Source organism: Colwellia sp. 12G3 (genome assembly GCF_002836775.1).
Taxonomy (GTDB): Bacteria; Pseudomonadota; Gammaproteobacteria; order Enterobacterales; family Alteromonadaceae; genus Colwellia.
Genome location: NZ_PJAQ01000032.1, coordinates 143,779 through 170,619, shown reverse-complemented (window position 1 = coordinate 170,619; position 26,841 = coordinate 143,779). Strand labels below are relative to the sequence as shown.

At 38.2% G+C, this 26,841-nt stretch carries 26 protein-coding genes; 7 read left to right on the top strand and 19 right to left on the bottom strand.

The window, feature by feature from the left end:
- The first annotated feature begins 8 nt into the window (after positions 1-8).
- The 3 genes from coaBC (at position 9) to CXF71_RS09605 (ending at position 3,439) form a co-directional block, all read left to right on the top strand.
- Positions 9-1,220 (top strand): bifunctional phosphopantothenoylcysteine decarboxylase/phosphopantothenate--cysteine ligase CoaBC, encoded by a 1,212-nt coding sequence (gene coaBC / locus CXF71_RS09615; protein WP_101232736.1) that lies wholly within the window; start codon positions 9-11, stop codon positions 1,218-1,220.
- Between the two features lie 80 nt (positions 1,221-1,300).
- Entirely contained in the window at positions 1,301-1,897 is a 597-nt protein-coding gene (gene slmA / locus CXF71_RS09610; RefSeq protein WP_101232735.1) for a nucleoid occlusion factor SlmA, read from the top strand.
- A 78-nt stretch (positions 1,898-1,975) separates the two neighbouring features.
- Positions 1,976-3,439: an aminoacyl-histidine dipeptidase gene (locus CXF71_RS09605; protein WP_101232734.1), complete on the top strand. Its 1,464-nt coding sequence runs from the start codon at positions 1,976-1,978 to the stop codon at positions 3,437-3,439.
- 287 nt (positions 3,440-3,726) lie between these two features.
- On the opposite strand, the gene CXF71_RS09600 is transcribed toward CXF71_RS09605, so the two are convergent.
- Positions 3,727-4,809, bottom strand: coding sequence for a GGDEF domain-containing protein (locus tag CXF71_RS09600; protein ID WP_101232733.1), 1,083 nt, complete (start codon positions 4,807-4,809; stop codon positions 3,727-3,729).
- 357 nt (positions 4,810-5,166) lie between these two features.
- On the opposite strand from CXF71_RS09600, the gene CXF71_RS09595 reads away from it, so the two are divergent.
- Positions 5,167-5,826 carry a response regulator gene (locus CXF71_RS09595; RefSeq protein WP_101232732.1) on the top strand — a complete coding sequence of 220 codons (660 nt, stop codon included), beginning with the start codon at positions 5,167-5,169 and terminating at the stop codon, positions 5,824-5,826.
- Between the two features lie 98 nt (positions 5,827-5,924).
- Here the strand turns inward: CXF71_RS09595 and fre are convergent, their stop codons facing one another.
- The 4 genes from fre to trxA all read right to left on the bottom strand — a co-directional run bounded on the left by fre (position 5,925) and on the right by trxA (position 10,421).
- Positions 5,925-6,644: an NAD(P)H-flavin reductase gene (fre, locus tag CXF71_RS09590; protein WP_101232731.1), complete on the bottom strand. Its 720-nt coding sequence runs from the start codon at positions 6,642-6,644 to the stop codon at positions 5,925-5,927.
- A 119-nt stretch (positions 6,645-6,763) separates the two neighbouring features.
- Complete coding sequence (ubiD, locus tag CXF71_RS09585; protein WP_101232730.1) at positions 6,764-8,245, bottom strand: 4-hydroxy-3-polyprenylbenzoate decarboxylase; 1,482 nt, start codon at positions 8,243-8,245, stop codon at positions 6,764-6,766.
- A 345-nt stretch (positions 8,246-8,590) separates the two neighbouring features.
- Entirely contained in the window at positions 8,591-9,850 is a 1,260-nt protein-coding gene (rho, locus tag CXF71_RS09575) for a transcription termination factor Rho (protein WP_101232729.1), read from the bottom strand.
- Positions 9,851-10,094: 244 nt separating this feature from the next.
- Positions 10,095-10,421 (bottom strand): thioredoxin TrxA, encoded by a 327-nt coding sequence (trxA, locus tag CXF71_RS09570; protein ID WP_101227478.1) that lies wholly within the window; start codon positions 10,419-10,421, stop codon positions 10,095-10,097.
- Positions 10,422-10,585: 164 nt separating this feature from the next.
- On the opposite strand from trxA, the gene rhlB reads away from it, so the two are divergent.
- Together rhlB and CXF71_RS09560 are read left to right on the top strand one after the other, a co-directional pair.
- Positions 10,586-11,872, top strand: coding sequence for an ATP-dependent RNA helicase RhlB (gene rhlB / locus CXF71_RS09565; RefSeq protein WP_101232728.1), 1,287 nt, complete (start codon positions 10,586-10,588; stop codon positions 11,870-11,872).
- A gap of 29 nt (positions 11,873-11,901) precedes the next feature.
- The gene (locus CXF71_RS09560) at positions 11,902-12,870 is read left to right on the top strand and encodes a Ppx/GppA phosphatase family protein (protein ID WP_101232727.1); all 969 of its coding nucleotides are present in this window, start codon (positions 11,902-11,904) and stop codon (positions 12,868-12,870) included.
- 37 nt (positions 12,871-12,907) lie between these two features.
- Here CXF71_RS09560 and CXF71_RS09555 read toward each other — a convergent pair whose 3' ends face one another.
- The gene (locus CXF71_RS09555) at positions 12,908-13,198 is read right to left on the bottom strand and encodes a hypothetical protein (protein WP_101232726.1); all 291 of its coding nucleotides are present in this window, start codon (positions 13,196-13,198) and stop codon (positions 12,908-12,910) included.
- Positions 13,188-13,802 (bottom strand): TetR/AcrR family transcriptional regulator, encoded by a 615-nt coding sequence (locus CXF71_RS09550; protein WP_232771434.1) that lies wholly within the window; start codon positions 13,800-13,802, stop codon positions 13,188-13,190. Before CXF71_RS09550 ends, CXF71_RS09555 begins: the two co-directional genes overlap by 11 nt.
- Positions 13,803-13,881: 79 nt before the next feature.
- On the opposite strand from CXF71_RS09550, the gene CXF71_RS09545 reads away from it, so the two are divergent.
- Positions 13,882-14,538: a glutathione S-transferase family protein gene (locus tag CXF71_RS09545; protein WP_101232725.1), complete on the top strand. Its 657-nt coding sequence runs from the start codon at positions 13,882-13,884 to the stop codon at positions 14,536-14,538.
- A 62-nt stretch (positions 14,539-14,600) separates the two neighbouring features.
- On the opposite strand, the gene hemB is transcribed toward CXF71_RS09545, so the two are convergent.
- The 12 genes from hemB to ftsY form a co-directional block, all read right to left on the bottom strand.
- Complete coding sequence (hemB, locus tag CXF71_RS09540) at positions 14,601-15,647, bottom strand: porphobilinogen synthase (RefSeq protein WP_101232724.1); 1,047 nt, start codon at positions 15,645-15,647, stop codon at positions 14,601-14,603.
- Positions 15,648-15,677: 30 nt separating this feature from the next.
- Positions 15,678-16,559 carry a GGDEF domain-containing protein gene (locus CXF71_RS09535; RefSeq protein ID WP_232771433.1) on the bottom strand — a complete coding sequence of 294 codons (882 nt, stop codon included), beginning with the start codon at positions 16,557-16,559 and terminating at the stop codon, positions 15,678-15,680.
- Positions 16,560-16,571: 12 nt separating this feature from the next.
- A complete protein-coding gene (locus tag CXF71_RS09530; protein WP_101232723.1) occupies positions 16,572-17,372 on the bottom strand; it encodes a TatD family hydrolase in 801 nt (266 codons plus the stop codon).
- Positions 17,373-17,413: 41 nt separating this feature from the next.
- Positions 17,414-17,911: a hypothetical protein gene (locus CXF71_RS09525; RefSeq protein ID WP_232771432.1), complete on the bottom strand. Its 498-nt coding sequence runs from the start codon at positions 17,909-17,911 to the stop codon at positions 17,414-17,416.
- Complete coding sequence (gene tatC, locus CXF71_RS09520; RefSeq protein ID WP_101232722.1) at positions 17,895-18,671, bottom strand: twin-arginine translocase subunit TatC; 777 nt, start codon at positions 18,669-18,671, stop codon at positions 17,895-17,897. The genes CXF71_RS09525 and tatC overlap by 17 nt, the downstream gene beginning before the upstream one ends.
- The gene (gene tatB / locus CXF71_RS09515; protein ID WP_101232721.1) at positions 18,668-19,123 is read right to left on the bottom strand and encodes a Sec-independent protein translocase protein TatB; all 456 of its coding nucleotides are present in this window, start codon (positions 19,121-19,123) and stop codon (positions 18,668-18,670) included. The genes tatC and tatB overlap by 4 nt, the downstream gene beginning before the upstream one ends.
- Positions 19,124-19,126: 3 nt before the next feature.
- Positions 19,127-19,384 (bottom strand): twin-arginine translocase TatA/TatE family subunit, encoded by a 258-nt coding sequence (gene tatA / locus CXF71_RS09510; RefSeq protein WP_101232720.1) that lies wholly within the window; start codon positions 19,382-19,384, stop codon positions 19,127-19,129.
- Positions 19,385-19,669: 285 nt separating this feature from the next.
- Positions 19,670-22,168 carry a TonB-dependent receptor plug domain-containing protein gene (locus tag CXF71_RS09505; protein ID WP_101232719.1) on the bottom strand — a complete coding sequence of 833 codons (2,499 nt, stop codon included), beginning with the start codon at positions 22,166-22,168 and terminating at the stop codon, positions 19,670-19,672.
- A 296-nt stretch (positions 22,169-22,464) separates the two neighbouring features.
- Positions 22,465-23,322 carry an RNA polymerase sigma factor RpoH gene (rpoH, locus tag CXF71_RS09500; RefSeq protein ID WP_101232718.1) on the bottom strand — a complete coding sequence of 286 codons (858 nt, stop codon included), beginning with the start codon at positions 23,320-23,322 and terminating at the stop codon, positions 22,465-22,467.
- Positions 23,323-23,514: 192 nt separating this feature from the next.
- Complete coding sequence (gene ftsX / locus CXF71_RS09495; protein WP_101232717.1) at positions 23,515-24,489, bottom strand: permease-like cell division protein FtsX; 975 nt, start codon at positions 24,487-24,489, stop codon at positions 23,515-23,517.
- Positions 24,473-25,180 carry a cell division ATP-binding protein FtsE gene (gene ftsE, locus CXF71_RS09490; RefSeq protein ID WP_101232716.1) on the bottom strand — a complete coding sequence of 236 codons (708 nt, stop codon included), beginning with the start codon at positions 25,178-25,180 and terminating at the stop codon, positions 24,473-24,475. Before ftsE ends, ftsX begins: the two co-directional genes overlap by 17 nt.
- A gap of 138 nt (positions 25,181-25,318) precedes the next feature.
- Positions 25,319-26,791, bottom strand: coding sequence for a signal recognition particle-docking protein FtsY (ftsY, locus tag CXF71_RS09485; RefSeq protein WP_101232799.1), 1,473 nt, complete (start codon positions 26,789-26,791; stop codon positions 25,319-25,321).
- Positions 26,792-26,841 lie beyond the last annotated feature (50 nt).

Here is a 26,841-nt window from a genome sequence, read left to right as displayed (position 1 = left end):
AGCAGGTTATGCAGATTCTTCAGGACAAAAAAATAGTACTAGGTATTACAGGTGGTATCGCTGCCTACAAGACTCCAGAATTAGTGCGTCGACTCAAAGATCATGGTGCAGATGTACGTGTGGTGATGACAGAAGGCGCGAAAGCTTTTATTACCCCATTAACGCTTCAAGCCGTATCGGGTAACCATGTTAGTGATAGCTTGCTAGATAGCCAGGCAGAACTTGCTATGGGCCATATTGAATTAGCAAAATGGGCTGATTTGATTATTATAGCTCCTGCTACGGCTGATATTATTGCCCGCATAAACGCAGGTATGGCCAATGATTTACTGTCAACATTATGTTTAGCAACTAGCGCACCAATCGCTATTGCTCCTGCGATGAATCAACAAATGTGGCATGCCAAAGCAACACAAAATAATATTAAGCAATTAAAGCAATGGGGACTTCATATATGGGGCCCTGGTGCTGGAGAACAGGCTTGCGGTGATATCGGTTTAGGCCGCATGTTAGATGTTAATGAATTGGTTACCCTAAGTAGCGATTTTTTTGCCGACAAATACTTACAAGGTCAACATTGGGTTATTACTGCAGGGCCAACACGTGAAGCAATAGATCCTGTTCGTTATATATCCAACCATAGTTCGGGTAAAATGGGCTATGCCATTGCCCATGCAGCATTGCGTGCTGGTGCTCAAGTGACATTGATTTCTGGTCCGGTGAATATCTCTGCACCAATAGGCTGTGAACTTATTCAAGTGACCAGTGCCGCACAAATGCACCAACAAGCACTCACTTATGTTCCACAGGCAACTACCTTTGTAGCCTGCGCGGCCGTAGCCGATTATCGAGTTGCCAATATTGCTGATGAAAAAATTAAAAAAGATAATGAGCATATGCAACTTTCTCTTATCAAAAACCATGATATTGTTGCAGATGTAGCAAAGTTAACTAACAAGCCTTTTATTGTCGGTTTCGCTGCAGAAACGCAAAACGTTGAACACTATGCACGCAGTAAGTTAATGCGTAAAAACTTAGACTTAATCGCAGCCAATGATGTTGCTAAAGCTGGACAAGGCTTTAACAGTGATGATAATGCTTTAACCCTTTATAGTGCGATTGATAAAATTGAAATACCTCTAGCCAATAAAAAAATAGTCGCCAAACAGCTAGTATCATTAATCAATCAACATTACTTAGCAAAAAGCACTAATAAATAAGACAATTTAAATTATTTTAAGAGCAGGCTAAAATCACCTAGCTTACCGGATAGAACAATAACAGTAGAGAATATTTTTATATGGTCGCCACACAAAATAAAAACCAAAAACCAAACCGTAAACACCAAATATTAGAATCCTTAGCGTTAATGTTACAAAACTGTCCAGGGCAGCGTATCACTACCGCAAAGCTAGCAGCTGAAGTCGGTTTTTCAGAAGCAGCTTTATATCGTCATTTCCCATCAAAAGCACGTATGTTTGAGGGTCTAATTGACTTTATTGAAGAGTCTATTTTTTCGCGTATTAATTTGATTCTATCAGATCACAAAGAGGCCTTAGTACGCTGCCATCATATTCTCCATGTTTTAATGGTTTTTTCTGAACGAAATCCTGGTATGTGTAGGATCTTAGCAGGCGATGCATTAATGGGGGAAAATGAGCGTTTACGTAATAGAGTTCATCAATTCTTTGAAAAATTAGAATCTCAATTTAAGCAAGTATTACGAGAACGAAAACTACGTGAAGGTAAAACCTTTACTATTAGCGAAGCAGCTTTGGCAAACCTATTAGTATCATTCGCGGAAGGAAAAATGAGTCAATATGTTCGATCTGGCTACAGTAAAAAGCCAAGTACTGACTTTAGTGAACAATGGCAATTTTTAATGGCCGACAAATAATAACCGCATAACTAGCTATAAGTTTCTGTAATATCTGCGACTTATAGCAAAAAACCTTACAATTTCTCGAGGAAAATAATGAGTACTCTCTCACAATTAAAGCCTGCTAGCTTATGGCAACTATTTGAAAAAATTTGCAGCATTCCACGCCCTTCTAAGCATGAGCAAAAAATATCTTTATGGATACAAGACTGGGCTAAAGAGCTTAGTTTGGCCATTAAGGAAGATGCTGTTGGTAACTTAATTATCAAAAAACCAGCAACAGCGGGTATGGAAGACCGTAAAGGCATCATTTTACAAGCACACATGGATATGGTGCCACAAAAAAATAACGACACTGAACATGATTTTCTAACCGACTCTATTAAGCCATATATTATTGAATCGGGTGATTGGGTTACAGCAGAGGGAACAACACTAGGCGCAGACAATGGCGTAGGTTTAGCTTCCGCATTAGCTGTTTTAGCCAGCGATGATATCCCCCATGGCCCTTTGGAGGTACTAGTAACCATTGATGAAGAAGCTGGGATGACCGGCGCTTTTGGTCTAGAAGCGGGTTGGCTTGATGGTGATATTTTAATTAACACCGATTCAGAGCAAGAAGGTGAAGTTTACATGGGTTGTGCTGGCGGTATTGATGGTAACGCCAATTTCCCACTAACGCTTGAAGATGTTCCGAGCGATTGCCAAGCGTTCAACTTATCTATCTCTGGCTTAAAAGGCGGCCATTCTGGTGTTGATATTCACACTGGCCGTGCAAACGCTAACAAGTTATTAGTGAGATTTTTACTGAATGCCAGCATTGACTTTGATATCAAACTAACTGAACTAAATGGTGGTAGCTTACGTAATGCTATACCTAGAGAAGCTAATGCGAGTTTCGTGGTTGCTAAAGATAAAATAGAGCCATTACAAGTCGCTTTAGCCGATTATCTAGCAACGATCAGAGCTAATTTAGGTGCTATCGAAACTGATATCGACATGCTATTAATTTCACCTGAAGACTTTGAACAGTGTTGGACACAAGGTACGCAGGCCGCAATTTTACGAGCACTGAACGCTTGTCCTAATGGTGTTATCCGTATGAGTGATGATATTGAAGGTATTGTTGAGACCTCACTAAATTTAGGCGTTATTAATACTCGTGGTAGTAAGCTTAACGCTATGGTTTTAATACGTAGCTTACATGATGACGGTCGTTTAGAAACTCAACGCACTGTTCAATCTGTTTTTGAACTTGCTGGTGCTAACGTTGTTTTCTCAGGTGCTTATCCAGGTTGGAAGCCTAATCCCGACTCTGCCATCATGCAGACTGTTCGAGATACTTACCAAAGCATCTTTAATAAAGTGCCGGCGGTAATGGTAATTCATGCTGGTTTAGAGTGTGGTTTATTCAAAAGCGCATACCCACACTGGGATATGGTTTCTATTGGACCAACAATTAATTTTCCACATTCACCCGATGAAAAAATTGAAATTGCCTCCGTTGAGAAATACTGGCAATTATTAGTTGCTGTGTTAGCAAATATCCCTACCAAATAAGTAATTACTCAATTGAAGAGCTAGCTATATTACTAGCTCTTCAATTTTTATTACTGTTTTCATTCTGTAACGACTCAGCTATAAAATCTATCCAATAAACTTGAATGTTTGACTAGGTTAACGATTTACTTTGAAATCACCATAACAGCGTTAAAGTTTTTTGATTCAAGGCGATATATGCCGTTTGACGACTATCAAGGGAAAATAACTGTGGTACTGGATTGCCTGTAAAAGCATTATGCAATTCAATCACAGCAAGGTTATATTATTCTCTGTTAATCGGTTACTTACGTTAAACTAAAATCTACATTACTTGCTGATATTATCACTTTATTTCTGCCTGCGTTTTTTGCTTGATAAAGTAATTTATCCGCTAGTTCATAAGCGCTTTCTACCGTCATATGTTGGTTGGCATTAATCAATAATAAGCCTGCAGAAATCGTAATTTGTGTCTCGATTTCACAATATTGATCCAAACTTTCTACTGCCCCCCTAATATCCTCTACTAATTTTAAAGCACTCTCTTCATTTTTTGTTTGATATAAAAGTGCAAATTCTTCTCCGCCCAGACGAAAAACAGCATCATTACCCCGCTTCATTCGAATTTTCAATAAATTAGCTAAAGCCACTAAAGCAACATCTCCTGCAGGATGTCCAAAAGTATCGTTATAGTTTTTAAAGTAATCAATATCTATGATTGCTAAAGCTAATAATTCATCACTTCTATTAGCTGCACTCATTTGTTGAGGTAATACTTCATCAAAGTGGCGACGATTAAATAGACCTGTCAGCGCGTCTGTCTTGGTTAATTGTTCTAACATACTCTTAGCGGTAATTAATTTTTCGAAAGTTCTAGAAATGAGAATTTCAGCCAAGTAAGCAAAGAAAAGCGTAAAACATGAAACCATAGTGAAACGTAAAAATTCCATCATAGTGACGGTAGTACTGGTAAATGAAAATAATAATATTAGCAATATAGTTAAAAAACCAATTGATATACGTAGACCTACTTTATGGCCATAAAGTGACATTACTAAGAAAGTATAGAGAAATGACCAGATAGGCGTGTATTCTTTACCTTGATTAAAATATACCACAAACAAAATACCCAATGCCATGAAATGTAGGACAAAGTGTGATGCATATTTACGTTGTTTTCCTGGTAAAGCGAGTATTATCGACATAAGAATGAATAGGGTAAGAGTCACATTAAAGATGGCAGTATTGCTATAAATAAAATTACCAATCAACAAAACAGACAGAATAATAAATGAGAACAATAGAATAAACTTACTCGTCACTTTTTTTCGGTAAAAGTTACTTTCAATATCTTTATCTAATTGTAAGTAGGTTTTAAACCAATTTTTCATTTCATAAATCCCAATTGTTTCTCTTAAACACTGATAAGTCTACCATAGAAAATTATACTCAATTTTTCTTTTACGTTAAATATTACCCAGTAAAACGTTAATTATTAGATATTTATAAATTACTGTTTTCTGTGAGTATCATGCGTAAGTATTAACGGTTTCTCTTCTAGGTGTGAGATACGCCCTAAGAAATACACTGGCCTTAAACATTAGCTAGTCACTGCCGTCTTTACAAATAATAATACGAATTATTCTAATACTGTTACTTTAAGTCGCTATTACGACTATTCACAACTTAGCTTTGTTATTAAAAATTTTTCCGTTAGAATGAACGAATCACTCCTTAGGATACTTGTTATGATTCAGCCAGAAAAAATAATAATAGCTGACGATCATCCCTTATTTAGACAAGCTTTATTAGGGACATTAAAAGCCAAACTAACTTATACCACATGGCTTGAAGCGCAAACAATTGTAGAGCTAGAGCGACAGCTCACTGACAATAATGATAGTGACTTGCTATTGCTGGATTTAAATATTCCTGGTGCTCATGGTTTTAATACCTTAATTCATGTCCGTAATCACTTCCCTCAAATTCCTGTTGTTATTGTATCCGCTCATGAAGATCACGATACCATCAGTAAAGCGATGTCATATGGCGCTGCCGGCTTTGTTCCAAAGTCTACGCCGGTTGATGATATTTATTCAGCGATTGTTGCGGTATTGTCGGGGAGCATCTGGCTACCAGAGTCCTTTGAACAAAAGCAAAGAGACAATAAGGATAAAGGCATCGCTGACCGCGTAGCAAGCTTAACTCAGCAGCAATACCGTATATTAATGATGTTCGCTCAAGGTATGTTAAATAAGCAAATTGCTTATGATTTAAATGTATCTGAGGCAACAATTAAAGCACATGCTACTGCTATCTTTAGAAAACTCGACGTCCGCAATCGAACTCAAGCCGTTATTGCTATCGCTCAGTTAAATTTAACTGAGGCTGGATTTAAACAAAATTAATAGGTGTAAATTGTATATTTCCATAAATTAGCCTGCTCACTATCTAATTTAGACAAAAAAGCACGTCAATGACGTGCTTTTTTATTGAACTGTAACGGTTAAATAAATGCAAATGCATCGGCATACATATGTTCTAACAACGCGCCATGTTCAACAAAATCACTACGAATCGCACCAACCATATCAAAACGGCCTGCCAAATAAATATCGTAAGGTTCAAAACTGACAATATCATGCATAGCGGCTTGATGAACTAAACCTGTTTTCCCCTGCCATGGTTTCTCTGCATTTTCATTAACGTTTTCGATAACAGGAATAAAGTTAGCATGCGCTAGCTTGCCAATAGTACTAATAGTTTTTTCAAGTTCATAAACAGCACTTTCTTCACGTAGTCCCCAATACACCATAATATGGCGCTGTGACTTTTGTTCTGCTAAATACTCAAACATTGATTTGATATATGAAAAGCCAGTACCACCAGCAAGTAACAATAATGGTCGTTCACTCTCGGTGCGCAATTGCGCATTACCTGCAGGTATTTCAATGGTTACCGCTTCGCCACTCTCATAACTCGCTTTAATGCACTCAATTACCTGCATAGGGTAACTATCAGCAACAAAGGCACCTATTTGTAATTCAATTAAATCACTATTTGGCGAGCTAGCAATTGAAAATGGACGTTTATCCTCATCACTCATAACAAAGTTTAAGTATTGGCCTGCGATGAAATCAACTTTTTCACTGGGCTTTAATAGTACTTTATAAACATGAGGCGTTAATGATGATAACGATTGTATTTGACAACTAACTGTCTTCATTCTTGAACCTTTTCTACTTTATTGGTGATTTCTCATCAGCAAACTGATAGTTGTGACAAGAGTTAATAAGCTAAGATTGCTACTGTATCTGAGTATAGTCAGCAATCTATTTATAAGAGCTATAAAATATCTAAGTCGTCCCATAGTTCATCGACTTGATCTTTAATTTCTTGTGTCATTTCGATGGGTTCGCCCCATTCACGATTTGTTTCACCTGGCCATTTATTAGTGGCATCTAGACCCATTTTCGAGCCTAATCCAGAGACAGGTGATGCAAAATCAAGGTAATCAATTGGCGTGTTTTCGATCAGAACAGTATCACGGCTCGGATCCATCCGAGTGGTCATTGCCCAAATAACATCTTCCCAATCTCTGGCGTTAATATCATCATCACATACGATCACAAACTTGGTGTACATAAATTGTCGTAAGAATGACCATACCCCCATCATTACTCGCTTAGCATGACCCGCATATTGCTTTTTAATCGTCACAACAGCTAGACGATAAGAGCAACCCTCTGGCGGTAAATAGAAGTCCTGAATTTCAGGAAATTGTTTTTGTAAAATAGGTACAAAGACTTCATTCAGCGCAACACCTAAAATTGCCGGTTCATCAGGTGGTCTACCCGTATAGGTGCTGTGATAAATAGCATCTTTACGCATAGTGATATGCGTTACTGTCATTACAGGAAAGTTATCCACTTCATTGTAATAGCCAGTATGATCGCCATAAGGCCCTTCTGGTGCCATTTCTTCAGGGTCTAAATACCCTTCCAAAATAATTTCTGCCGTCGCTGGAACCTCTAAGTCATTACTTATTGATTTAGCCACTTCTGTTTTAGCACCACGCAATAAACCCGCGAAGGCGTATTCAGAAAGTGTATCGGGTACGGGTGTTACTGCGCCTAAAATAGTGGCAGGATCAGCACCTAAAGCAACTGAGACTGGATATTTTTCACCGGGATTCTCTTTTTTAAATTCTTGAAAATCAAGCGCACCACCACGATGCGATAACCAACGCATAATAACTTTATTTTTACTCAGAACTTGTTGGCGATAAATACCAAGATTTTGCCGCTCTTTATGGGGGCCTCGAGTAACCGTTAAACCCCAGGTAATTAATGGTGCAACATCACCCGGCCAGCAAGTTTGTACCGGTAATTTAGTCAAATCAACATCATCACCAGATAATACAATTTGCTGGCATAATGGTTTTTTAATGACTTTTACTGGCATATTTAATACTTGTTTATAAACAGGTATTTTACCAATAGCATCACGAAAACCCTTTGGTGGTTCAGGTTCTTTCAACATAGCTAACAATTTGCCAACATCGCGTAAAGCGCCAACATTTTTTTGACCCATGGCCAAAGCCACTCGGTCCGGAGTACCAAAAAGATTGGTCAGCACTGGCATGCTGTATGGTTCGCCATTTTCATTAACTGCGTTTTCAAAAAGTAACGCTGGCCCTTTCGCCTTTAGTGTTCTGTCACTAATTTCAGTCATTGCTAAGTGAGTAGATATAGGCTGAGTTATACGTTTAAGTTGGCCTATTTTTTCAAGCTGACTGATGAAGTCTCTTAAATCACTATATTTCATATAAGTTACCTATTGGTATCATACCCGTTACCATTCAAAGTGCAGGATTACAGTGGGAATTAAAATGACTTTAAGCAAGGCTGATAATTTAAGCGTAGTCATTCTATGCTTTAATTAGTTAACGCAGAATAAAGTCATTTTAAACCCATCGAAGAAGCGTTTGAGCAACATCACGTCATCGTTCCTGTGGCTTATAATGGAACAACCATTATTTCATCACAGCGCCTTGAATTGAAATTGCTCAAGTACTTTGAAACCTGCATCTTGATTGGTAACGGGTATTAAGTAAAAAACCAGTCATTAGACTGGTTTTCATTAATTATGATTGATCATTTAATGCCGCAATTATTTACGCTTCATTGAATCAAAAAACTCATCATTAGTTTTGGTCATGGCAAGTTTGTCGATTAAGAATTCAATCGCACCTATTTCATCCATTTCATGGACTATTTTACGCAAGATCCACATTTTTTGTAATTCATCTGGCTTAGTAATAAGCTCTTCACGACGTGTACCACTACGGTTAATGTTAATAGCAGGGAAAACGCGTTTTTCAGAAATTTTACGTGACAGGTGTAATTCCATATTACCTGTACCTTTAAATTCTTCGTAGATGACTTCATCCATTTTAGAACCCGTTTCTACTAATGCTGTAGCGATAATAGTTAAACTACCACCTTCTTCAATGTTACGTGCAGCACCAAAGAAACGCTTTGGACGATGTAAAGCATTCGCATCAACACCACCAGTCAAGATCTTACCTGATGATGGAATTACCGTGTTATAAGCACGCGCTAAACGGGTAATTGAATCAAGTAAAATAACAACGTCTTTTTTGTGTTCAACTAAACGTTTTGCTTTTTCGATTACCATTTCAGCCACTTGTACATGACGACTTGCTGGTTCATCAAACGTTGAAGCAATAACTTCACCTTTAACAAGGCGTTGCATCTCAGTAACTTCTTCTGGACGCTCATCAATCAACAAGACCATTAATTCTGCGTCTGGATTATTGTGCGCAATACTTTGAGCAATGTTTTGTAGTAATAGTGTTTTACCCGCTTTCGGTGGAGCTACGATTAAACCACGTTGTCCTTTACCAATTGGCGAGGCCAAATCTAAAATACGTGCTGTAATATCTTCTGTAGAACCATTACCACGCGCCAACGAAAAACGATCTGTTGGATGAATAGGCGTTAAGTTTTCAAATAAAATTTTATTACGTGTGTTTTCAGGTCGGTCAAAGTTAACTTCAGTCACTTTTAATAAGGCAAAGTAACGTTCACCTTTTTTCGGTGAACGAATTTTACCTTGGATGGTGTCACCCGTGCGCATACTAAAGCGGCGAATTTGGCTTGGTGATACATAAATATCATCAGGACCTGCTAGATATGAGGAATCTGCTGAGCGCAAGAAACCAAAACCATCTTGTAAAATCTCTAAAACACCACCGCCGAAAATATCATTATCGCCTTCAGCATGTGCTTTTAAAATAGCAAAAATTATGTCTTGTTTACGTGTTCTAGCAAGGTTTTCAAGCTTCATTGTCGCAGCAAGGTCAACCAATTCATTAATGGTCTTTTCTTTCAGTTCGGTAAGGTTCATAGGGGGTTTCTTAAACTATTTTAAGTGATGGTGCCTTGGGGATTGCCGACACTAGTGTGTTTTCAATGTTTTTTATTATAATAAGGATAGAGATAAAGCGATGTTATTTTGTACTCAGGGGGTAAATTTAGCACTAAAACTTGATTAGGTAAAGGTAGAATAAAAATGTAAGAAGATATTTACGCTGTTAAAAACAAAAAGCCTGGTAACTTAGGTATTAGTTATCAGGCTTTTATTTTACAACTTACAAATTTTTATCTAAAAACTCTTTCAATTGAGTTTTCGATAGTGCGCCCACTTTAGTGTCAGCAATTTCACCATCTTTAAAAAGTAATAATGTTGGAATACCACGTACACCGTATTTAGGTGGTGTTACTGAGTTTTGGTCGATGTTTAATTTACCAACAGTTACTTTGCCATCGTATTCTGTAGCGATATCATCAAGTACAGGGGCAATCATTTTACATGGACCACACCATTCAGCCCAAAAATCAACTAATACTAAACCTGATGCTTTTAAGACATCTGCTTCAAAACTATCATCAGTTAGCTGAACAATTTTATCACTCATCATATTCTCCGTTGGTTGTGGCGAAAACGCCTTTGCGGTAATTATACCGTGATTCACTGCTTTTCCAATACTGTTTATGTAACATTCGTATTATTTAAGTCGCTATAATTAATTAATTAATTATTAAGCAACTATTTTGCTAACAAAACTGTTAAGCTAGCGCCATGAAAAAAACACACTTAACAGAAACTAAATTCGCTGACCTAAATCTTGCTCCGCAAGTCGTTACCGGACTAGAAGCCATGGGCTTCGACTATTGTACGTCTATTCAGGCGAAATCTTTACCCGTTCTTTTGCAAGGCACTGATATAGCTGGCCAAGCACAAACAGGTGAAGGTAAGACTATTGCCTTTTTAGCTGCTACGTTCCATCATTTGCTTCAAAAAGAAGCGCCTACACATAATCAACCACGCGCCTTGATCATGGCTCCTACACGTGAATTAGCAATACAAATTCACCGTGATGCTAAAGAGATGGCAGCAAGTACCGGATTACGCCTTGGAGTAGTATATGGGGGCGAGGGTTATGAAAGTCAACGCTTAGAACTTGAAGCTGGTGTTGATATTCTTATTGGTACTTGTGGTCGTTTAATTGACTACATGAAGCAGGGTATTTACAACCTCAAAAATATCGAAGTTATTGTACTTGACGAAGCTGACAGAATGTTTGATTTAGGCTTTATTAAAGATATTCGTTATATGTTTGATAAAATGCCTCCTGCAACAGAACGTTTAAGTATGCTGTTCTCGGCAACCTTATCTTTCCGTGTTAAAGAGCTAGCCTTTGACCATATGAACGACCCTACCAGCGTAGAAGTAGCACCAGGGCAAAAAACAAATATTCGCATCAGTGAAGAACTATTTTATCCATCTAACGAAGATAAAATGACTTTACTACAAACGTTAATTGAAGAAGATTGGCCAGAAAAAGCCATTGTATTTGCTAATACTAAACATGTTTGTGAAAAAGTTTTTGACCATTTACATGCAGATAACATTCGTGTTGGTTTGTTAACTGGTGATGTACCACAGAAGAAACGATTAAAAATATTAGAGCAATTTACTGAAGGTACGGTAGACATCCTAGTAGCAACCGATGTTGCTGCACGTGGTTTACATATTCCTAGTGTAACGCATGTTTTTAACTATGATTTACCTGATGATTGCCAAGATTATGTTCACCGTATAGGCCGTACAGGTCGTGCTGGTGAAACAGGTCATGCAATTAGTTTAGCGTGTGAACAATACGTTTTTAATTTACCAGAAATTGAAGCTTATATTGAGCATGAGTTACCAGTAACCAAGTATGATCATGATGCGTTATTGACTGACTTACCAAGACCTAAACCTCGTCAACGCCGTCCTAGACCTACCGGTAACAGACAAGGTGGTCGTTCTAACACAAGACCGAACAACCGCAGTGGCAATAGCCATAGTGGAAATCGTAGTTAATTAGTTAACTATCTTGGATATAGAGCACATTGACTGATCTAGCGAGCCAAAATCAAGCAATACCACAGTATGATGATAGTCATTATGCTGTGGTCGATTTGGGCTCAAATAGCTTCCACCTTCTTATTACCCAACTAGTTACCTCCCCAACCGGTAAATCTATAAAAACCGTGAATAAGGTTAAGCAAAAAGTCCGCTTAGCTGCGGGATTAGATAATAACAACTTGCTTACCGATGACGCGATAATACGTGGTCTAAATTGTCTTAAAAACTTCTCTTTATACCTTGATAGTATCCCTGTAAATAATATTCTCATTGTCGCAACAGCAGCATTACGCATTGCGAATAATAATCAGGTGTTTTTTGACGCCGCCAAAAAAATTTTACCGAAGAAGATAAAATTATTGAGTGGCGAGCAAGAAGCAAGAACGATTTATTGCGGAGTAGTCCACACTTCACCTATCACTAATACTAAGCAATTAGTGCTTGATATCGGTGGTGCTAGTACCGAGATTATTGTTGGTTTAGCCTGTACACCGAAAAAAGTGGTCAGTTTAGATATCGGTTGTGTTAGTTTTATGAGTAAATATTTTTCTGATGGCCTATTAAAAAAAGAAAGCTTTATTCAATGTATTGCTAATGCCGTGAGTGTTATAAGCACCGTGAAAGAAGACTTTATTCAACTTGGTTGGCAATCTGCTGTTGGTAGCTCTGGTACCATGCAAGCCATGATAGAGATACTTAAGCAACGCCAAAAACCACCTATCATTACCTTAGATTTTCTTAATGAAATCAAGCAAACGTTAGTCCATTGTAAGACTATTGATAATATAGAAATAGCTGGACTAAGGGCGGATCGCAAAGCGGTATTAGCCAGCGGTTTATGTATTTTAATTGCTTTGTTTGAATGTCTACATATTGAAAAGTTATGCCTCTCAAGTGGAGCACTTCGTGAAGGTTTACTTTACGAATTAGTCCCTGACGCTAAAATCATCTAACTATATTTTCATACACTTGTTAACTCTTCAACCTTACTTACCTTTTATTTAATGTTGTCCTGAAATACCAAATTGCTACCGGTATTTCAAGAATACTATAACTAAGTAAGGTAAACCAAAACCAGTTTAGCTCGAACATTAAAAAGTCAAAATGAATCGCTGTACCCCAATATTTATTTGCCACTATGAAAATGGCTAAGCCTGAAGCTACAAAGTCGAATAGTGCTACTTTGTTGATGTTTTTACCCGCTAGTTTGGGATACACCGAGACATAGGCAATGACAATAATCACTGCGTTCAGCAGTAGTATACTTAGTTCAGCTGACATCACGGTCCTCTTCATTTGATAATGAATTAACACCTAGTTTGCAAGCAGCCAAGAGCTCATCACTGAATTTTTCATCATCTAACGCCCTAGACAAGGCCAAACCACCAATCATCAATACCGCGCTTTGCAGGGCTTTTTCTCGACTCACGGTTAATGATTGAGCTTGGTCTATAAAAGATCTAAGAGTCTTAGTATAAGTCTCTTTAACTTGGTCATCTTGCTGATTAATGTCAGAGACTAAAAAAGCTAATGGACAAGGCTGCTGATAATTATTATCTCTATGTTCTTTACTTAAATAATATTTAGCAAAGTCTTTCATATTCAGCGGACAGTTAACTGGTTTACGTTTATAAGCCTCTGTTCCTGCTTTACTTATTGCTTGCGCGTATAAGTCGCTTTTAGAACTAAAGTGGCTATAGAATGCGCCCCTGGTGAGTTCTGCATTTTTCATTACTTGATCTATCGATATTTTTTCAAAACCATGGTGAGTAAACAACATCGCGGCACTTGTTAATATTCTATTCTTGGATTTTTCTTTATGAGTTTCTTGCCACGCCATTATTAAATACCACTTCTCAGCTAAATCATCCAAACAGTATTTCATATTTCCAAAATATGTTCTTGAACATATTTACAATAAGGCTAGATTATTATTAATAACTTTATTTATATAAGAGAAATATATGACAACAACACCTGTACACATTTACGGACCAAGCTTTTCAAATTTTGTTCGTACTGTTATGTTGGTATGCGAAGAAAAACAGATAGCTTATACTGTTGGTTTTGAAGTAAATGGCAGTGAAATTACCTTTAAAGGTGAACAACACCTCAACTGGCATCCTTTTGGTAAAATCCCCGTTTTACTTGAAAGTAAAACACACGCTGAACTAGCTCTAGCAGAAACTGCTAGCATTTGTCGTTACCTTGATACCGATAAACAGTTACAGCCAAGTAATAGTCAGGATTATGCAAAACACGATGCACTTTGTGCGCTTATTTCAATTGATATTGATAAGGTATTAGTACGAGAATATTTGCTTGAATTTTCTTTCCCCAAGGGAGAAAATAACAGTATTCGCTTTGATGTAGTTAAAGAAGTACAGCCCAAAGCTGCTGCCACAATTGCTATCATTGAAAAAATGCTAAATGAAGATACGGCTTTATCTTCTCAACATTTCACTATTGCAGATGCACTATTAGCGCCTATGTTACATTACATTTCCTGCTTACCCGCTGGTTTTAATCTACTCACTGACTTTCCTAAAGTAGCGCAATACTTGGCTGATTTGATGACCAGGCCATCATGTCAGAAAGTACTCATAACTAAGAAGTTATAATAATTTTAGCCCATAAAAAATGCGACCTAAGTCGCATTTACATTAATTCAATCAGTGAAAAATTAAGCGTCTTCTTTCAACCAACGCGCTACTTGCTTAGCGAAATAAGTCAAAATCCCATCGGCTCCTGCACGCTTAAATGCTAATAAACCTTCCATCACACAGGGTTTCTCCGCTAACCAGCCATTTTGAATGGCGGCCATATGCATGGCATATTCACCACTGACTTGATAAGCATAAGTAGGTACTTGAAAAGTATCTTTTACTCGGCGCACTATATCTAAATAAGGCATGCCCGGTTTAACCATTACCATGTCAGCACCTTCTGCAATATCTTGGGCAACTTCATGCATCGCTTCATTGCTATTGGCTGGGTCCATTTGATAAGTGTGCTTATTGCCGCCTTTAATGTTAGCTGAAGAGCCAACCGCATCACGAAATGGACCATAGTAATTAGACGCATATTTTGCTGAGTAAGCTAATATTTTGGTATTAACAAAGCCATTTTCTTCCAATGCCTCTCTGATTGCGCCAACACGACCATCCATCATATCTGATGGCGCAACAATATCTGCTCCCGCTTCAGCATGAGATAGAGCCTGCTTTATTAAAATATCTTTAGTGACATCATTAACAACATAACCTGTTTTACCAGCCTTGTTGTTATCACTTTCACTTAAAATTCCATCTTGACCATGGGTAGTAAACGGGTCGAGGGCAACATCAGTAATCACAGCCAGTTGTGGGAAATTAGCTTTAAGTGCCCGCACTGCTCGTTGAGCCAAACCATCTGGGTTATATGCTTCTTCAGCCATCAGCGATTTTTTGTCACTTGGAGTAACGGGAAACAATGCAATTGCAGGGATGCCTAAATCAACCAATTCTTGTGCTTCTTCTAATAACAGATCAATACTTTTACGTTCGACACCGGGCATTGAAGCGATAGCTTCTCGCTGATTTTCGCCTTCAAGGACAAAAACAGGATAAATAAGATCATTTACTGTTAACTGAGATTCCGCCATTAAACGACGAGTGTGATCATCAACGCGCATTCGGCGCATACGACGAGCGGGATATTGGCCAAAAGCCGAATAGTTACTGTGAGACATAAGAATTCCTAAAATTATTCTGTGAAAATACTAATCAATAAAAGTATATTGTTGTGTTTGATTTCGCCCATTGTGCTTAGCCTGATATAAAGCTTTGTCAGCCCCAGAAAATATTTGCTCGGGGCCAATATCAACTTGTTGGTGATAAGTACAGATACCACAACTAATGGTCAGTGAAACTTCAACCTCTTGAAATTTAAAAACTTGCTCACTTACTAGGGTGCGTAATTGCTCTGCAACTAGTAATGCGCCTTCGGCATCAGTATTAGGTAATATTAAACAAAACTCTTCACCACCGTAGCGAAATGCCTTATCTGCACTTCGCTTCAAACTTTGTTTGATGTATTGAGCTAGCCAAATTAAACACTGGTCACCCGCTAAGTGACCATGATTGTCATTAACTGATTTAAAATGGTCAATATCAATTAACACTAAACTTAGCGAGGTAAGATTACGGCGACTACGACGATATTCGGCTAGTATTTTCTGATCGTAAAAGCGGCGGTTATGTAACCCCGTCAGTTCATCAAGGACATTTTTTCGTTCAAGCTCTTGATTAGCACTTTCTAATTCCTGTAAGGCTATATTTAGCTCTAAAGTACGCTCTTGTACTCTTTCCTCTAGAAAATCTTGACTATCTTGTTGCTCTTTAGCCAAAGTATTCAATGTTTGTTCAGCTAATTGAGCATTGCTTTTTGCCAATTCAAGCTGGCGCAACAGTTTCTGATATTTTCTTCGATAATGTCGATTTAAATACAAACATAACAATAGCGTAAGTAAACAGCCTAAGAAAATCCCCATCCCCAAACATAGGTGCTCGGCGCTCTGTTCAGTCATAGCTTTACTTGCAGGGGAGTATGTCACCAACAAAGAGGTAAAACCTGCAATTTTTACTACAACCAATGATTTCATTTATGAAATTTCTTACTTTGATGGAAAGTTAAACACCTTTTCGGCATTGCCACTAGTTTGCCAAGCTATCTCCTCTTGGTCAAGACCTGTAATAATAGCAATTTCTTTGACGATAAAGGGTAAATAACTTGGTTCATTTCGGCTACTTTTAGGTTTTGGTCGAATCGTTCGGGGGGTTAAGTAAGGAGCATCCGTCTCAATCAGTAATCGATTTAAAGGAATTGAACTCACAATATCCCGTAAGCTCTGACCTCTACGTTCATCACATAGCCAACCCGTTATGCCTATATACATATCCGCAGCTATGCATTGAGTGAGTTCAGCTTTTGAGCCAGTAAAACAATGTGCAACCATCGCCGGAACTTTGTCCAGATAAGGCCTTAAAGTAGCAAACCAAGGCTCAAAGGCATCGCGTTGATGGAGAAATAACGGCATTGTTAATTCAGCCGCTAAAGCGACTTGTTCACTAAATACTTGTTGTTGCTGGATTGGGGCTGAAAAATTTCGATTAAAATCTAAACCACACTCACCTATGGCTTTAACTTGGTCATGTTGTGCTAGTTGTTTGAGTTGCTCTAGATAGTCTGCACTGACATGATCGGCATCATGAGGATGAACACCTGCAGTGCTATATAAAAATCCAGGAAAATGTCCTTGGTATTGTTGGCACAATTCGAATGCTTTTTGGCTTTCTATAACACTAGTGCCGGTAATTAATAAAGCACTAAGATTAGCCATTTGTGCACGGTGAATAATATCTTCACGATCTTTATCAAATCGCTTATTGGTTAAATTGACGCCAATATCTATCAAGGCCTTACCTTCTATACATTGTTATTCAAAGTAATCTCGCTCTATTTAAGCCTTTTAACTTTAATGCGTTTATTGGTATTTTCTTTTTGCAAAAATACGGAGCTAAGCGCTCCCTTGGTAAGAGTTACTTGATCACCTTGTTTTAATCTCAATTTAGTCGCGTCTTTTTGTTGCCACTTTTGACCGTTGTTGAAGGTAATTATCCATTGGCCTCGGGTTGTCATTTCTAGTTTACTGATAGTCAACGATATACTTAAAAGTTCATTCGTTTTTTCTTCAGCTGTTTTTTTGATATGGTCTTTTGAAAAATCATCAACTTGTGCAGCTGAAAATTCAGTTGTCTCTGCTTCGACTATTGTAGCACTTTGTTTCTTTATCAACTGATCAAAGCAAGAAAGTCTTGCTGTATCTAAACTGATTTCCCCACAAATTTGTAATTTATCAGCGAGCTCAGTTTCTTTAGCTAGCACAGATTGTGAAATCAATAAGCTCGAAACTACAGCGTAACAAGCAAGTTTAGTTCTACTTTTCATTTTCATTTTCATTTTCCTTTACATTAATTGACTCGTCTTCATCTTCTTTATGATAAAACGAAGCAATAATAATACCTACTTCAAACAAAAGTAGCATTGGTACAGCAAGCATTGTTTGCGAAATTATATCTGGCGGTGTTAACAACATTCCGATAACGAATGCACCTACAACAACATAAGCTCGCTTTTCTCTTAAGCTGTCTGGTGTTGTAATGCCTGTCCAACACATTAAAATAATCGCAATAGGGATTTCAAATGCTGCACCAAAGGCAAAAAATAGTTTTAATATGAAATCTAGATAACTACTGATATCAGTCGCAATCACAACACCTTCCGGTGCTACTGAAGTAAAAAAGGCAAATACCACCGGAAAAACAAGAAAGTAAGCAAAAGCAATACCACTATAAAATAGTAAGGTAGAGCCAAACATTAACGGGGCAACCAAACGCTTTTCACTCTTGTATAAGCCTGGCGCTACGAATGACCAGATTTGATATAACACAAATGGCATAGCGACAAATAATGAAATAACTAAAGTTAACTTAAAAGGAGCAAAAAATGGCGAGGCGACATCGGTCGCTATCATTTGTGACCCTTCTGGCATCGCAGATAACAATGGTTGTGCGACAAATTGATAAATATCTTGTGCAAAATAAACTAGGCAACAAAAGACAATTAACACCGCTAAAATTGCGCGTAATAAACGGTTACGTAACTCTAAAAGGTGATCAAAAAGGCTTGCTGCTTGGGCAGGAGGAGTATTCATGGATGAAGTTTATCACTTTTTTGATGAACTGATTTAGCTGTTACTTCGTTTAATATCTTAGAGTCATCTGCCTCAACAGTTAGCTCAGATTCAGCAATAACTTTCGGAGCTGAGGCTAATGAAGATGAAATCATTGAGTCTAATGGTCCCCTATCCACTTTTTTGAACGGTTCGGTGACAGAAGCGGCTGCTTCTTGCAAGGTTTTCAAGGATTCAGCAACCTCAGGACTTAAGTTTTGCAAATTGCTTTCTTCTGCTTTTTTTAAATTAGCATGTAATTCATGTATGCGTAATTCTTCTGTAAGCTCAGACTTGACCGTATCACTAAATTTTCGAGCGCCAGATATCCAACCACGAATAGTTCGGATTGCTATAGGTAATCGCTCAGGGCCTAAAATAACTAGACCCATAATTGCAATAAGGATTAATTCCCAAAAGCCAATATCAAACATCAATTAGGCCTGATCAGTGTCTTTAGTCTTACTTTCAGTTGTTTTACTCATATTTTCTGAAGCAGTTGTTGAGTTGTCCGCTAAAGTATCCGATGTTTTTTCTGCATTATTTTTTTGCTCTTTTTCTTCACCTATAGCACTTTTAAAACCTTTTACAGCTGAGCCTAAGTCACCACCCAAATTACGTAGTTTTTTAGTACCAAATAATAACACCACAATCACTGCAACAATGACTAGTTGCCAAATTCCGATTCCACCCATAATAATTTAACTCCTGCTATTTAATACTCACATGTCTAACCTATGTGCTAGTGCATGCCTTTAGTGCAAACATTATATACCTAAATAATACTGGGAAACGAGTAAAAGCAGTAAATGAATCGGAAAATGATGAGCTAAAACAATATTTTTTTTGAGTAAAGACTTATTGGTTCCAAAGCGAATTAAAATAGACCGTCAAATAATGCAATCAAAAAAGGCGACTATGAAGTCGCCTTTAATTTGAGTTACTGAATTATCTATAATATAAGCAGCTGTTTATACTTACTAGAATTTATATGAAGTATTAATGAAGAAAGTACGGCCAACCACATCATAGATGTTTGGTACTGTATTCATATCATTACCATCGGGAACTTCTTCAGGTTCAGTATCCAATAAGTTTTTAATACCCCCCGTTACTTGCCAATCATCATTAATATGGTATGCCGCTGAAACATTGTGATAAATAACATCATCTGTCGCGTACTCATCTCCCCACGCATTACCTTCCATGCCTTGGATATAATTAGCCGTATACAGCAAGGTCAAATCGTCAGTTAGCTCTGTACTAACGGTTAAGTTAGACTTTAACTGCGAGTAGCCACCCATATTGCCATCAATAGTGCCTTCATAACTAATACCATCTTCTTCAAACTCAAGTAAGTAGGTAGTATCAAGTTGCACTTTAAACATGTCATTAGCATAGCTAATATTCCAATCAATACCTGACGTATTCTGTTGGCCAATATTAGTTAGTGTTGACGTCATGTCAGATAAATCACCACCTGGTGTGATGTTAATCGTTTCACAAGACGCTGGATTTGTACCAGAGAAACATTGACCCATCTCATTTTGCACATTTACTCGGCTAATGGCATTAGTAATATCAAATTTCCAGTAGTCCATGGTAGTAGAAAGACCTTCGGCTACTTCCCACACTACACCGGCAGTAAATGACTCACTTTCTTCCGGCTGTAAATCTGCATCACTGGTATAGTTCACTTTGATTTGTTCGTCTTCTTCTCTGCCCCAAGGGTCAGTTAAATAATCAAAAGAACCTGAGTCACCGCCGTATAATTCACTCACACTCGGTGCTCTAAAACCTGTTGCAGCCACGGCTCTAAGCATTAACCCGTCGGTAATACTATAAGTAGCACCTAATTTCCATGTCGCTGCACCACCAAATGTTGAATAATTATCATAGCGAGTTGCAGCCTCGACTGTGAAAGCATCTGTTACGGGTAAAGAAATTTCACCATAAATAGATTGTACCGAATAATTACCTTCAGTTGGGTCTTGTTGCGCTGCAGTACTCTCACCCGCTTGAGTAATTAAGTCTGGTGTGTAATAACCACTTTCAAAACGGCTTTCAACACCAACAGCGTAACCAAGGTCATATTGATTAACGCCACTGTAACCTGCCGCCAAGATAAACTGCTCATTGCCACCTTCATTTTGTTCGGTGTACATAATGCCTTCACTTGCTAAGAAGTCACTATTCATTGGATCGCCACTAAACCACTCATCTTGGTTTAGATAAATGCTTTGTTCCATATTACCTGCATGAATTGAGTTACCAACGCTGTCTTTTGAGTCATTACGTCCATAAGTGGCCGACATATCCCACTGAGAATCATTGCTTAAAAAACCGGTTAAACCTATAGAAGCACGGTAAGTATCGGTAGTTTGCTCATAAATCCGAGGACCGGCATCTGTCATTCTGCGTTTATATAATAACTCATCTGGCAAGTTACCATCTTCATCTACAAATTGGCCTGTATGCTTTTCATCAATACAGTTACCTATATTTGCTTCACCTGGCAGACATACAGCTAAATCAATTGCTGCTGGTTGTGGAGCCATTTGCTGATTTGATTCACGACGTGTATACATCAAATCAAAACTTAACTCAGTATCATCCGCAATTTCTGTATTAAAACTACTAAACAAACTAAAGAGCTCATTTGGTGTTTGTGCATAACTATCATCGGTATAATCATAAGACGTATCACGTTCTTTCCAGCCACCATTTTCTTTATCTGGCACCATGCCACCTAAGGAGCCTTCTGGTACATAGGATGATTCACCTGCAGGTACAAAATCACGGTCCGATTGAATAATCTCACCACGATTTGAATATTGTAAGCCAACAACTAAGTTACCACCGGCAACTTCACTGCCATGTAAAATACTAAGACCGCCACTTTCGCCATCACCTTTATCAGTAATGCTGCCGTCAGCAGTTATTTCTGTACCGACATAATCTTTCTTGGTAATGATGTTAACAACACCAGCGATAGCGTCAGAACCATAAACAGCAGAAGCACCATCTTTTAAGATTTCAATGGATTGGATCATTGATACCGGAATAGTATTTAAATCTACTGAAGAGTCCGCACCTGTACCCGAGGCTACCATGCGGCGACCATTCATTAAAACTAACGTACGCTGAGTTCCCATACCACGTAAGTTAACTGTTGCTGAACCACCTGAGCCGTTGTTAGATGTAGCACCTAAGCTCATACCTGCAGCAGCGGGTTGCATTGAGAGTATTTCTTGTACTGAAGTAAAACCACTCTGAGCGATAAAATCTGAAGAAATCACTGTTACTGGGCTAGCACTTTCTATGTCAGTTCTGTTGATACGAGAACCGGTTACGGCAATACGTTCTACTTCTTCTACGCCTTCTTCGGCAAAGACTTGTACTGTTGTGACCGATGTTGTTGCAAGGGCAAACATTACTGCACGGTTAACTATATTCTTTCTGGCTGTTCTTAGGCTCATTACTTCTACCTTTTATCGTTAGTTTATTGGAAACTGATGTTTATCAATTACCAACAATACTGCGTGATTTATTTGCAAAAGTTCGTGTTCAAGTGTTGTAACTTAGTTAAGCCTGTAACGAAGTGGTGACTTTTGCGTTAGTAGGTATAACTACTTGTAAACAGGATGGTCGTTTTTTAGCTTGTCTATTGAGGTCGGTCCACTTAAAGAAGCATTTAACAAAGTTAAATTGATATTGCGGACATAAAAAAACCGACATTACGTCGGTTCTTTTGAGTGCTTTTTATTACTGAACGTTAATCAAATACCATAGTATTTTTTAATTTTGATAAGGCATTTTTTTCTAATTGTCTTACACGTTCTGCTGATATTTCATACTTATTCGCTAGCTCTTGTAACGTCGTTTTATCTTCCGTTAACCAGCGCGTCTTAATAATATCCTGGCTGCGTTCATCAAGCGTAACAAGTGCTGTTGATAAACGTTTATTAGCGTGATTGTCCCAATTGTCATTTTCAACTTCAACCGCTAAATCTGATTGTTTGTCTTGAAGGTATTGAGCAGGTGAAAAATTACTAGCGCCAAGATTGTCATCATCATCTTTAGATAATTCAAATGCTTGGTCATAGCTACTCATACGAGATTCCATTTCCATAACATCTTTCGTTGTGACACCCAGGTTTTCAGCTACTGTATTGACTTCTTCAGTGCTAAACCAGCCTAAACGTTTCTTATTTTTCCGTAGATTGAAAAATAATTTACGTTGTGCTTTCGTGGTAGCAACTTTAACAATGCGCCAATTTTTCAGCACATATTCATGAATTTCTGCTTTTATCCAATGCACAGCAAAAGAAACTAAGCGGACACCTACTTCAGGATTAAAACGTTTAACCGCTTTCATCAAACCCACGTTGCCTTCTTGTACTAAATCAGCATGGGGTAAACCATAACCTGAGTAACCTTTAGCAACATGAATAACAAAACGTAAGTGCGACATAATTAATTCTTGTGCCGCTGATAAATCATTGTCGTTATAGAGACGAGTAGCCAGATCATGCTCTTTATCTGCAGTTAGCATAGGGATGCTGTACGCGGATCGCTGGTATGCTTCGATACTTCCACTTTGTGGTAAGGTAAGTTGCATTGTTTGACTCATAAAACTCTCTCCATTCTAATCTATTCTTTAATTCGCCGGCGATAATAACACATATCGACACTCTTTGCGATAAAGGCGACATGAACATTAGCCTAATAGAAAGGGCTTCACAAGGCGATCTTTCAATTTTTTTATGAATTAAATGTGACTATTTGTAAGTCTACGAAATTATTACTAAGAAACAGCTAGTTATCAATCTGCATTAGGCTCTATCGCTTTAATATGTTGACTTACTGATATGTAACTACCGACAAGGGCAAGTATGATAGCAAAACCGATCAGCATTAATGCTTCACTTACTGCTAAGCCCTGTAATTGGAAATTACTTTGATAAAGCTCACTTAAATCACTTATAGCGTAACCTAAGTACCAAGCAAGCAGTGTCACTGTGATACAAGAAAGTATGCCACCAAAAATACCATACCAAATACCTGAATATAAAAAAGGTCTCTGAATGAAGCTATCTGTCGCGCCAACCAACTTCATAATAGCAATGGCATCTTTTTCATTTACTATGGCTAATCGAATAGTATTACCAACAATAAGTACAACAGATAAACATAACAATAATGCTACGCCTAAGACAATATTTTCTATTAAACGTGCCATGGCTTCTAATCGCGTTAACCACTCTAAATCAAGCTTGCCTTGTTCGACTTCACGTTCTTTACTCAGCTTCGCTAATAAAGCATTGGCAGCTTGTGCTTGGCTAGCTCTTTGTGTGGGCGTTACTAGCAGTGTTGCGGGTAATGGATTTTTATCTAAATATTCAAGTGACTGACCAAAACCTGATAAAATCTTAAATTCTTTTAAGGCTTGCTTAGCCGAGATATAACGTACTTCTGCAACGTCATTATATAAACTGATGCGTTTTACTAAATTTTGTGCGCTCTTTTCACTGGTTGATAGCTTTAAAAACAAGGTGATTTGAGAGGCGCTATCCCATTGCTCACTGACTTGTTGAGCATTTTTCACAAACAGGTGTAAAGTTGCTGGTAATGCCAAGCTGATACCTAATACAAAAATTGTCATTACGGTAGTAAAAGGTGTTCGCCATAAATTACCTAAACTGCCTACGGCTTGTTGAACATGTCGAATAGGTAACGTTAACAGGCGAGTTAATAAACTTGATCGATCTTTTAACCCACTACTATGAATATTGCTCATCAGCCGCCCCCTGCGCTTGTAGACCTTCAATAATGCCATCATTAATCATAGTGCCCTCTTTAAGGGTCAACGTACGGTATTTCATACGGGCAATTAAACCTAAGTCATGAGTAGCAATTAATACAGTTACACCCGCAGCATTAAATTCTTCAAATAAACGAATAATATCTAAAGACAATTTAGGATCTAAATTTCCGGTCGGTTCATCGGCAAGCAGAATGGGTGGTTTATTAACAATAGCGCGAGCTATACCAACACGCTGTTGCTCACCACCCGAGAGCATATGAGGGTAACATTTCAACTTGGCACTTAAATGTACCTTGTCTAAAGCGGTTGCCACACGTTTTTTAATTTCTTTGTGACTGACACCTTCAATAATCAAAGGTAAAGCAACATTATCAAAAACAGTGCGATCTTTAAGTAGGTTATGACTTTGAAAAATCATGCCGATACCGCGACGTACATAGGGAACTTGCTTGTACTGAATGTCGGATAGCTCAGTATGATTGACTTGAATACTGCCAGAGCTAGGCTTTTCCATTAAGGATATTAGTTTTAATAAGGTACTTTTACCTGCACCGGAATGGCCTGTTAAAAACGCCATTTCACCGCTTTCCAGACTAAAACTTACTTGTTTTAATGCCAGAAAACCGCCTGGGTAGGTTTTATTTACCTTATTGAAATTAATCATATTATTTTTTATTTATTGCACGAGTAAGCTGGCTAACTTAGCACAATTCCGCTGGTATACTCAAACGACTTCAAAGCGCTTATTTCATATAGCGAATAAATTCATTAACCTAGAAGCTGTTTGAGTATGCATTTAAAGCTACTTACTAAACAGAGCCTCAATAAAATCATCACCATTAAAAGGTCTTAAATCATCGATACCTTCACCAACGCCTAAATATCGGATAGGAATACTGTGTTTATCTGCCACGGCAAAAATAACACCACCTTTGGCGGTACCATCGAGCTTCGTAATGGTTAAGCCCGTAAGACCAACAGCTTCGTCAAACAACTTGGTTTGACTTAAGGCATTTTGACCTGTGCCAGCATCAAGGGTTAGCATTACCTCATGAGGCGCGTTAACGTCTAACTTTTTCATTACTCGCACGACTTTTTTCAATTCTTCCATCAAATGCGCTTTATTTTGTAAACGCCCTGCAGTATCGGCAATGATGACATCAACTTTACGCGCTTTTGCGGCGCTGATAGCATCAAAAATAACCGAAGCACTATCTGCACCGGTATGCTGAGCGATAACAGGGATATTATTGCGCTCACCCCACACTTGCAATTGCTCAACGGCAGCGGCTCTAAAAGTATCGCCCGCGGCAAGTATTACCGATTTACCTTGTGCTTGAAATTGCTTAGCGAGCTTACCAATGGTCGTAGTTTTACCAACACCATTAACGCCAACCATAAGTATAACAAAAGGTCCTTCACCTTCAGGAATAACTAACGGCTGGCTAACATCAGCAATAATTTTCTTTAATTCTATTTTAAGCAATTCATACAAGGCTGAAGCATCTTTTAACTGTTTTCGACTAGCACTTTGCGTTAATGAATCGATAATTTTCATGGTGGTTTCAACACCGACATCAGCCAATAGCAAATGGGTCTCTAATTCTTCAAACAAGTCATCATCAATTTGTTTACCACGAAACAAATCAATTAAACCGTCACCTAAATTTTGTCTCGTTTTACTTAAGCCCTGCTTTAAGCGAGCAAAGAAGCCAAGCTTAGTTTCTGCTTTAACCTCATCAGTCTCTTCGTCTTTTGGCTCTGATACTGTAGGGGTATCAACTGACGGCTGCTCTACAACCTCTAACGCTGGTTCGTCAACAACAATAACTTCATCAAGGGGTTCAACTTGCTCTGCAGCTTCCATTGCGGCTAATAATTTAGCTTCGGGTAACGCTTCAATAGCAAGTTCACTCGCTAATTCAGGTTCAGCAAGCGAAACAATTTCTTCAATTACAGGCTCTGTTATTGGCTCAACGGCTACTGGCTCTGTAATATCGACACTTGCATCTTCGATAATGGGATCAAGAGCACTGACATCTTCAGCAACATTACCAGGGCTTGGAATAACAGAAACGGAAGTTTCTTGCTCTTCAGTTTGCTCTATTACCGGCTCAACCGTTAGTTCGACAACTTGCTCGACTGACTCAGCTAAGGGTTCAACTGCGTCTACTACAGTGGCCACTTCGGCTTCAACAGCGGATTGAATTTCATTTTGACTTTCTTCAGTGCTTGGTTGCTTTTCTTTTTTGCCAAAGCCTAACCAAGACAACATACCTTTTTTCTTCGACACTTTTAGTTACCTAAATATATTACAGACTGAAT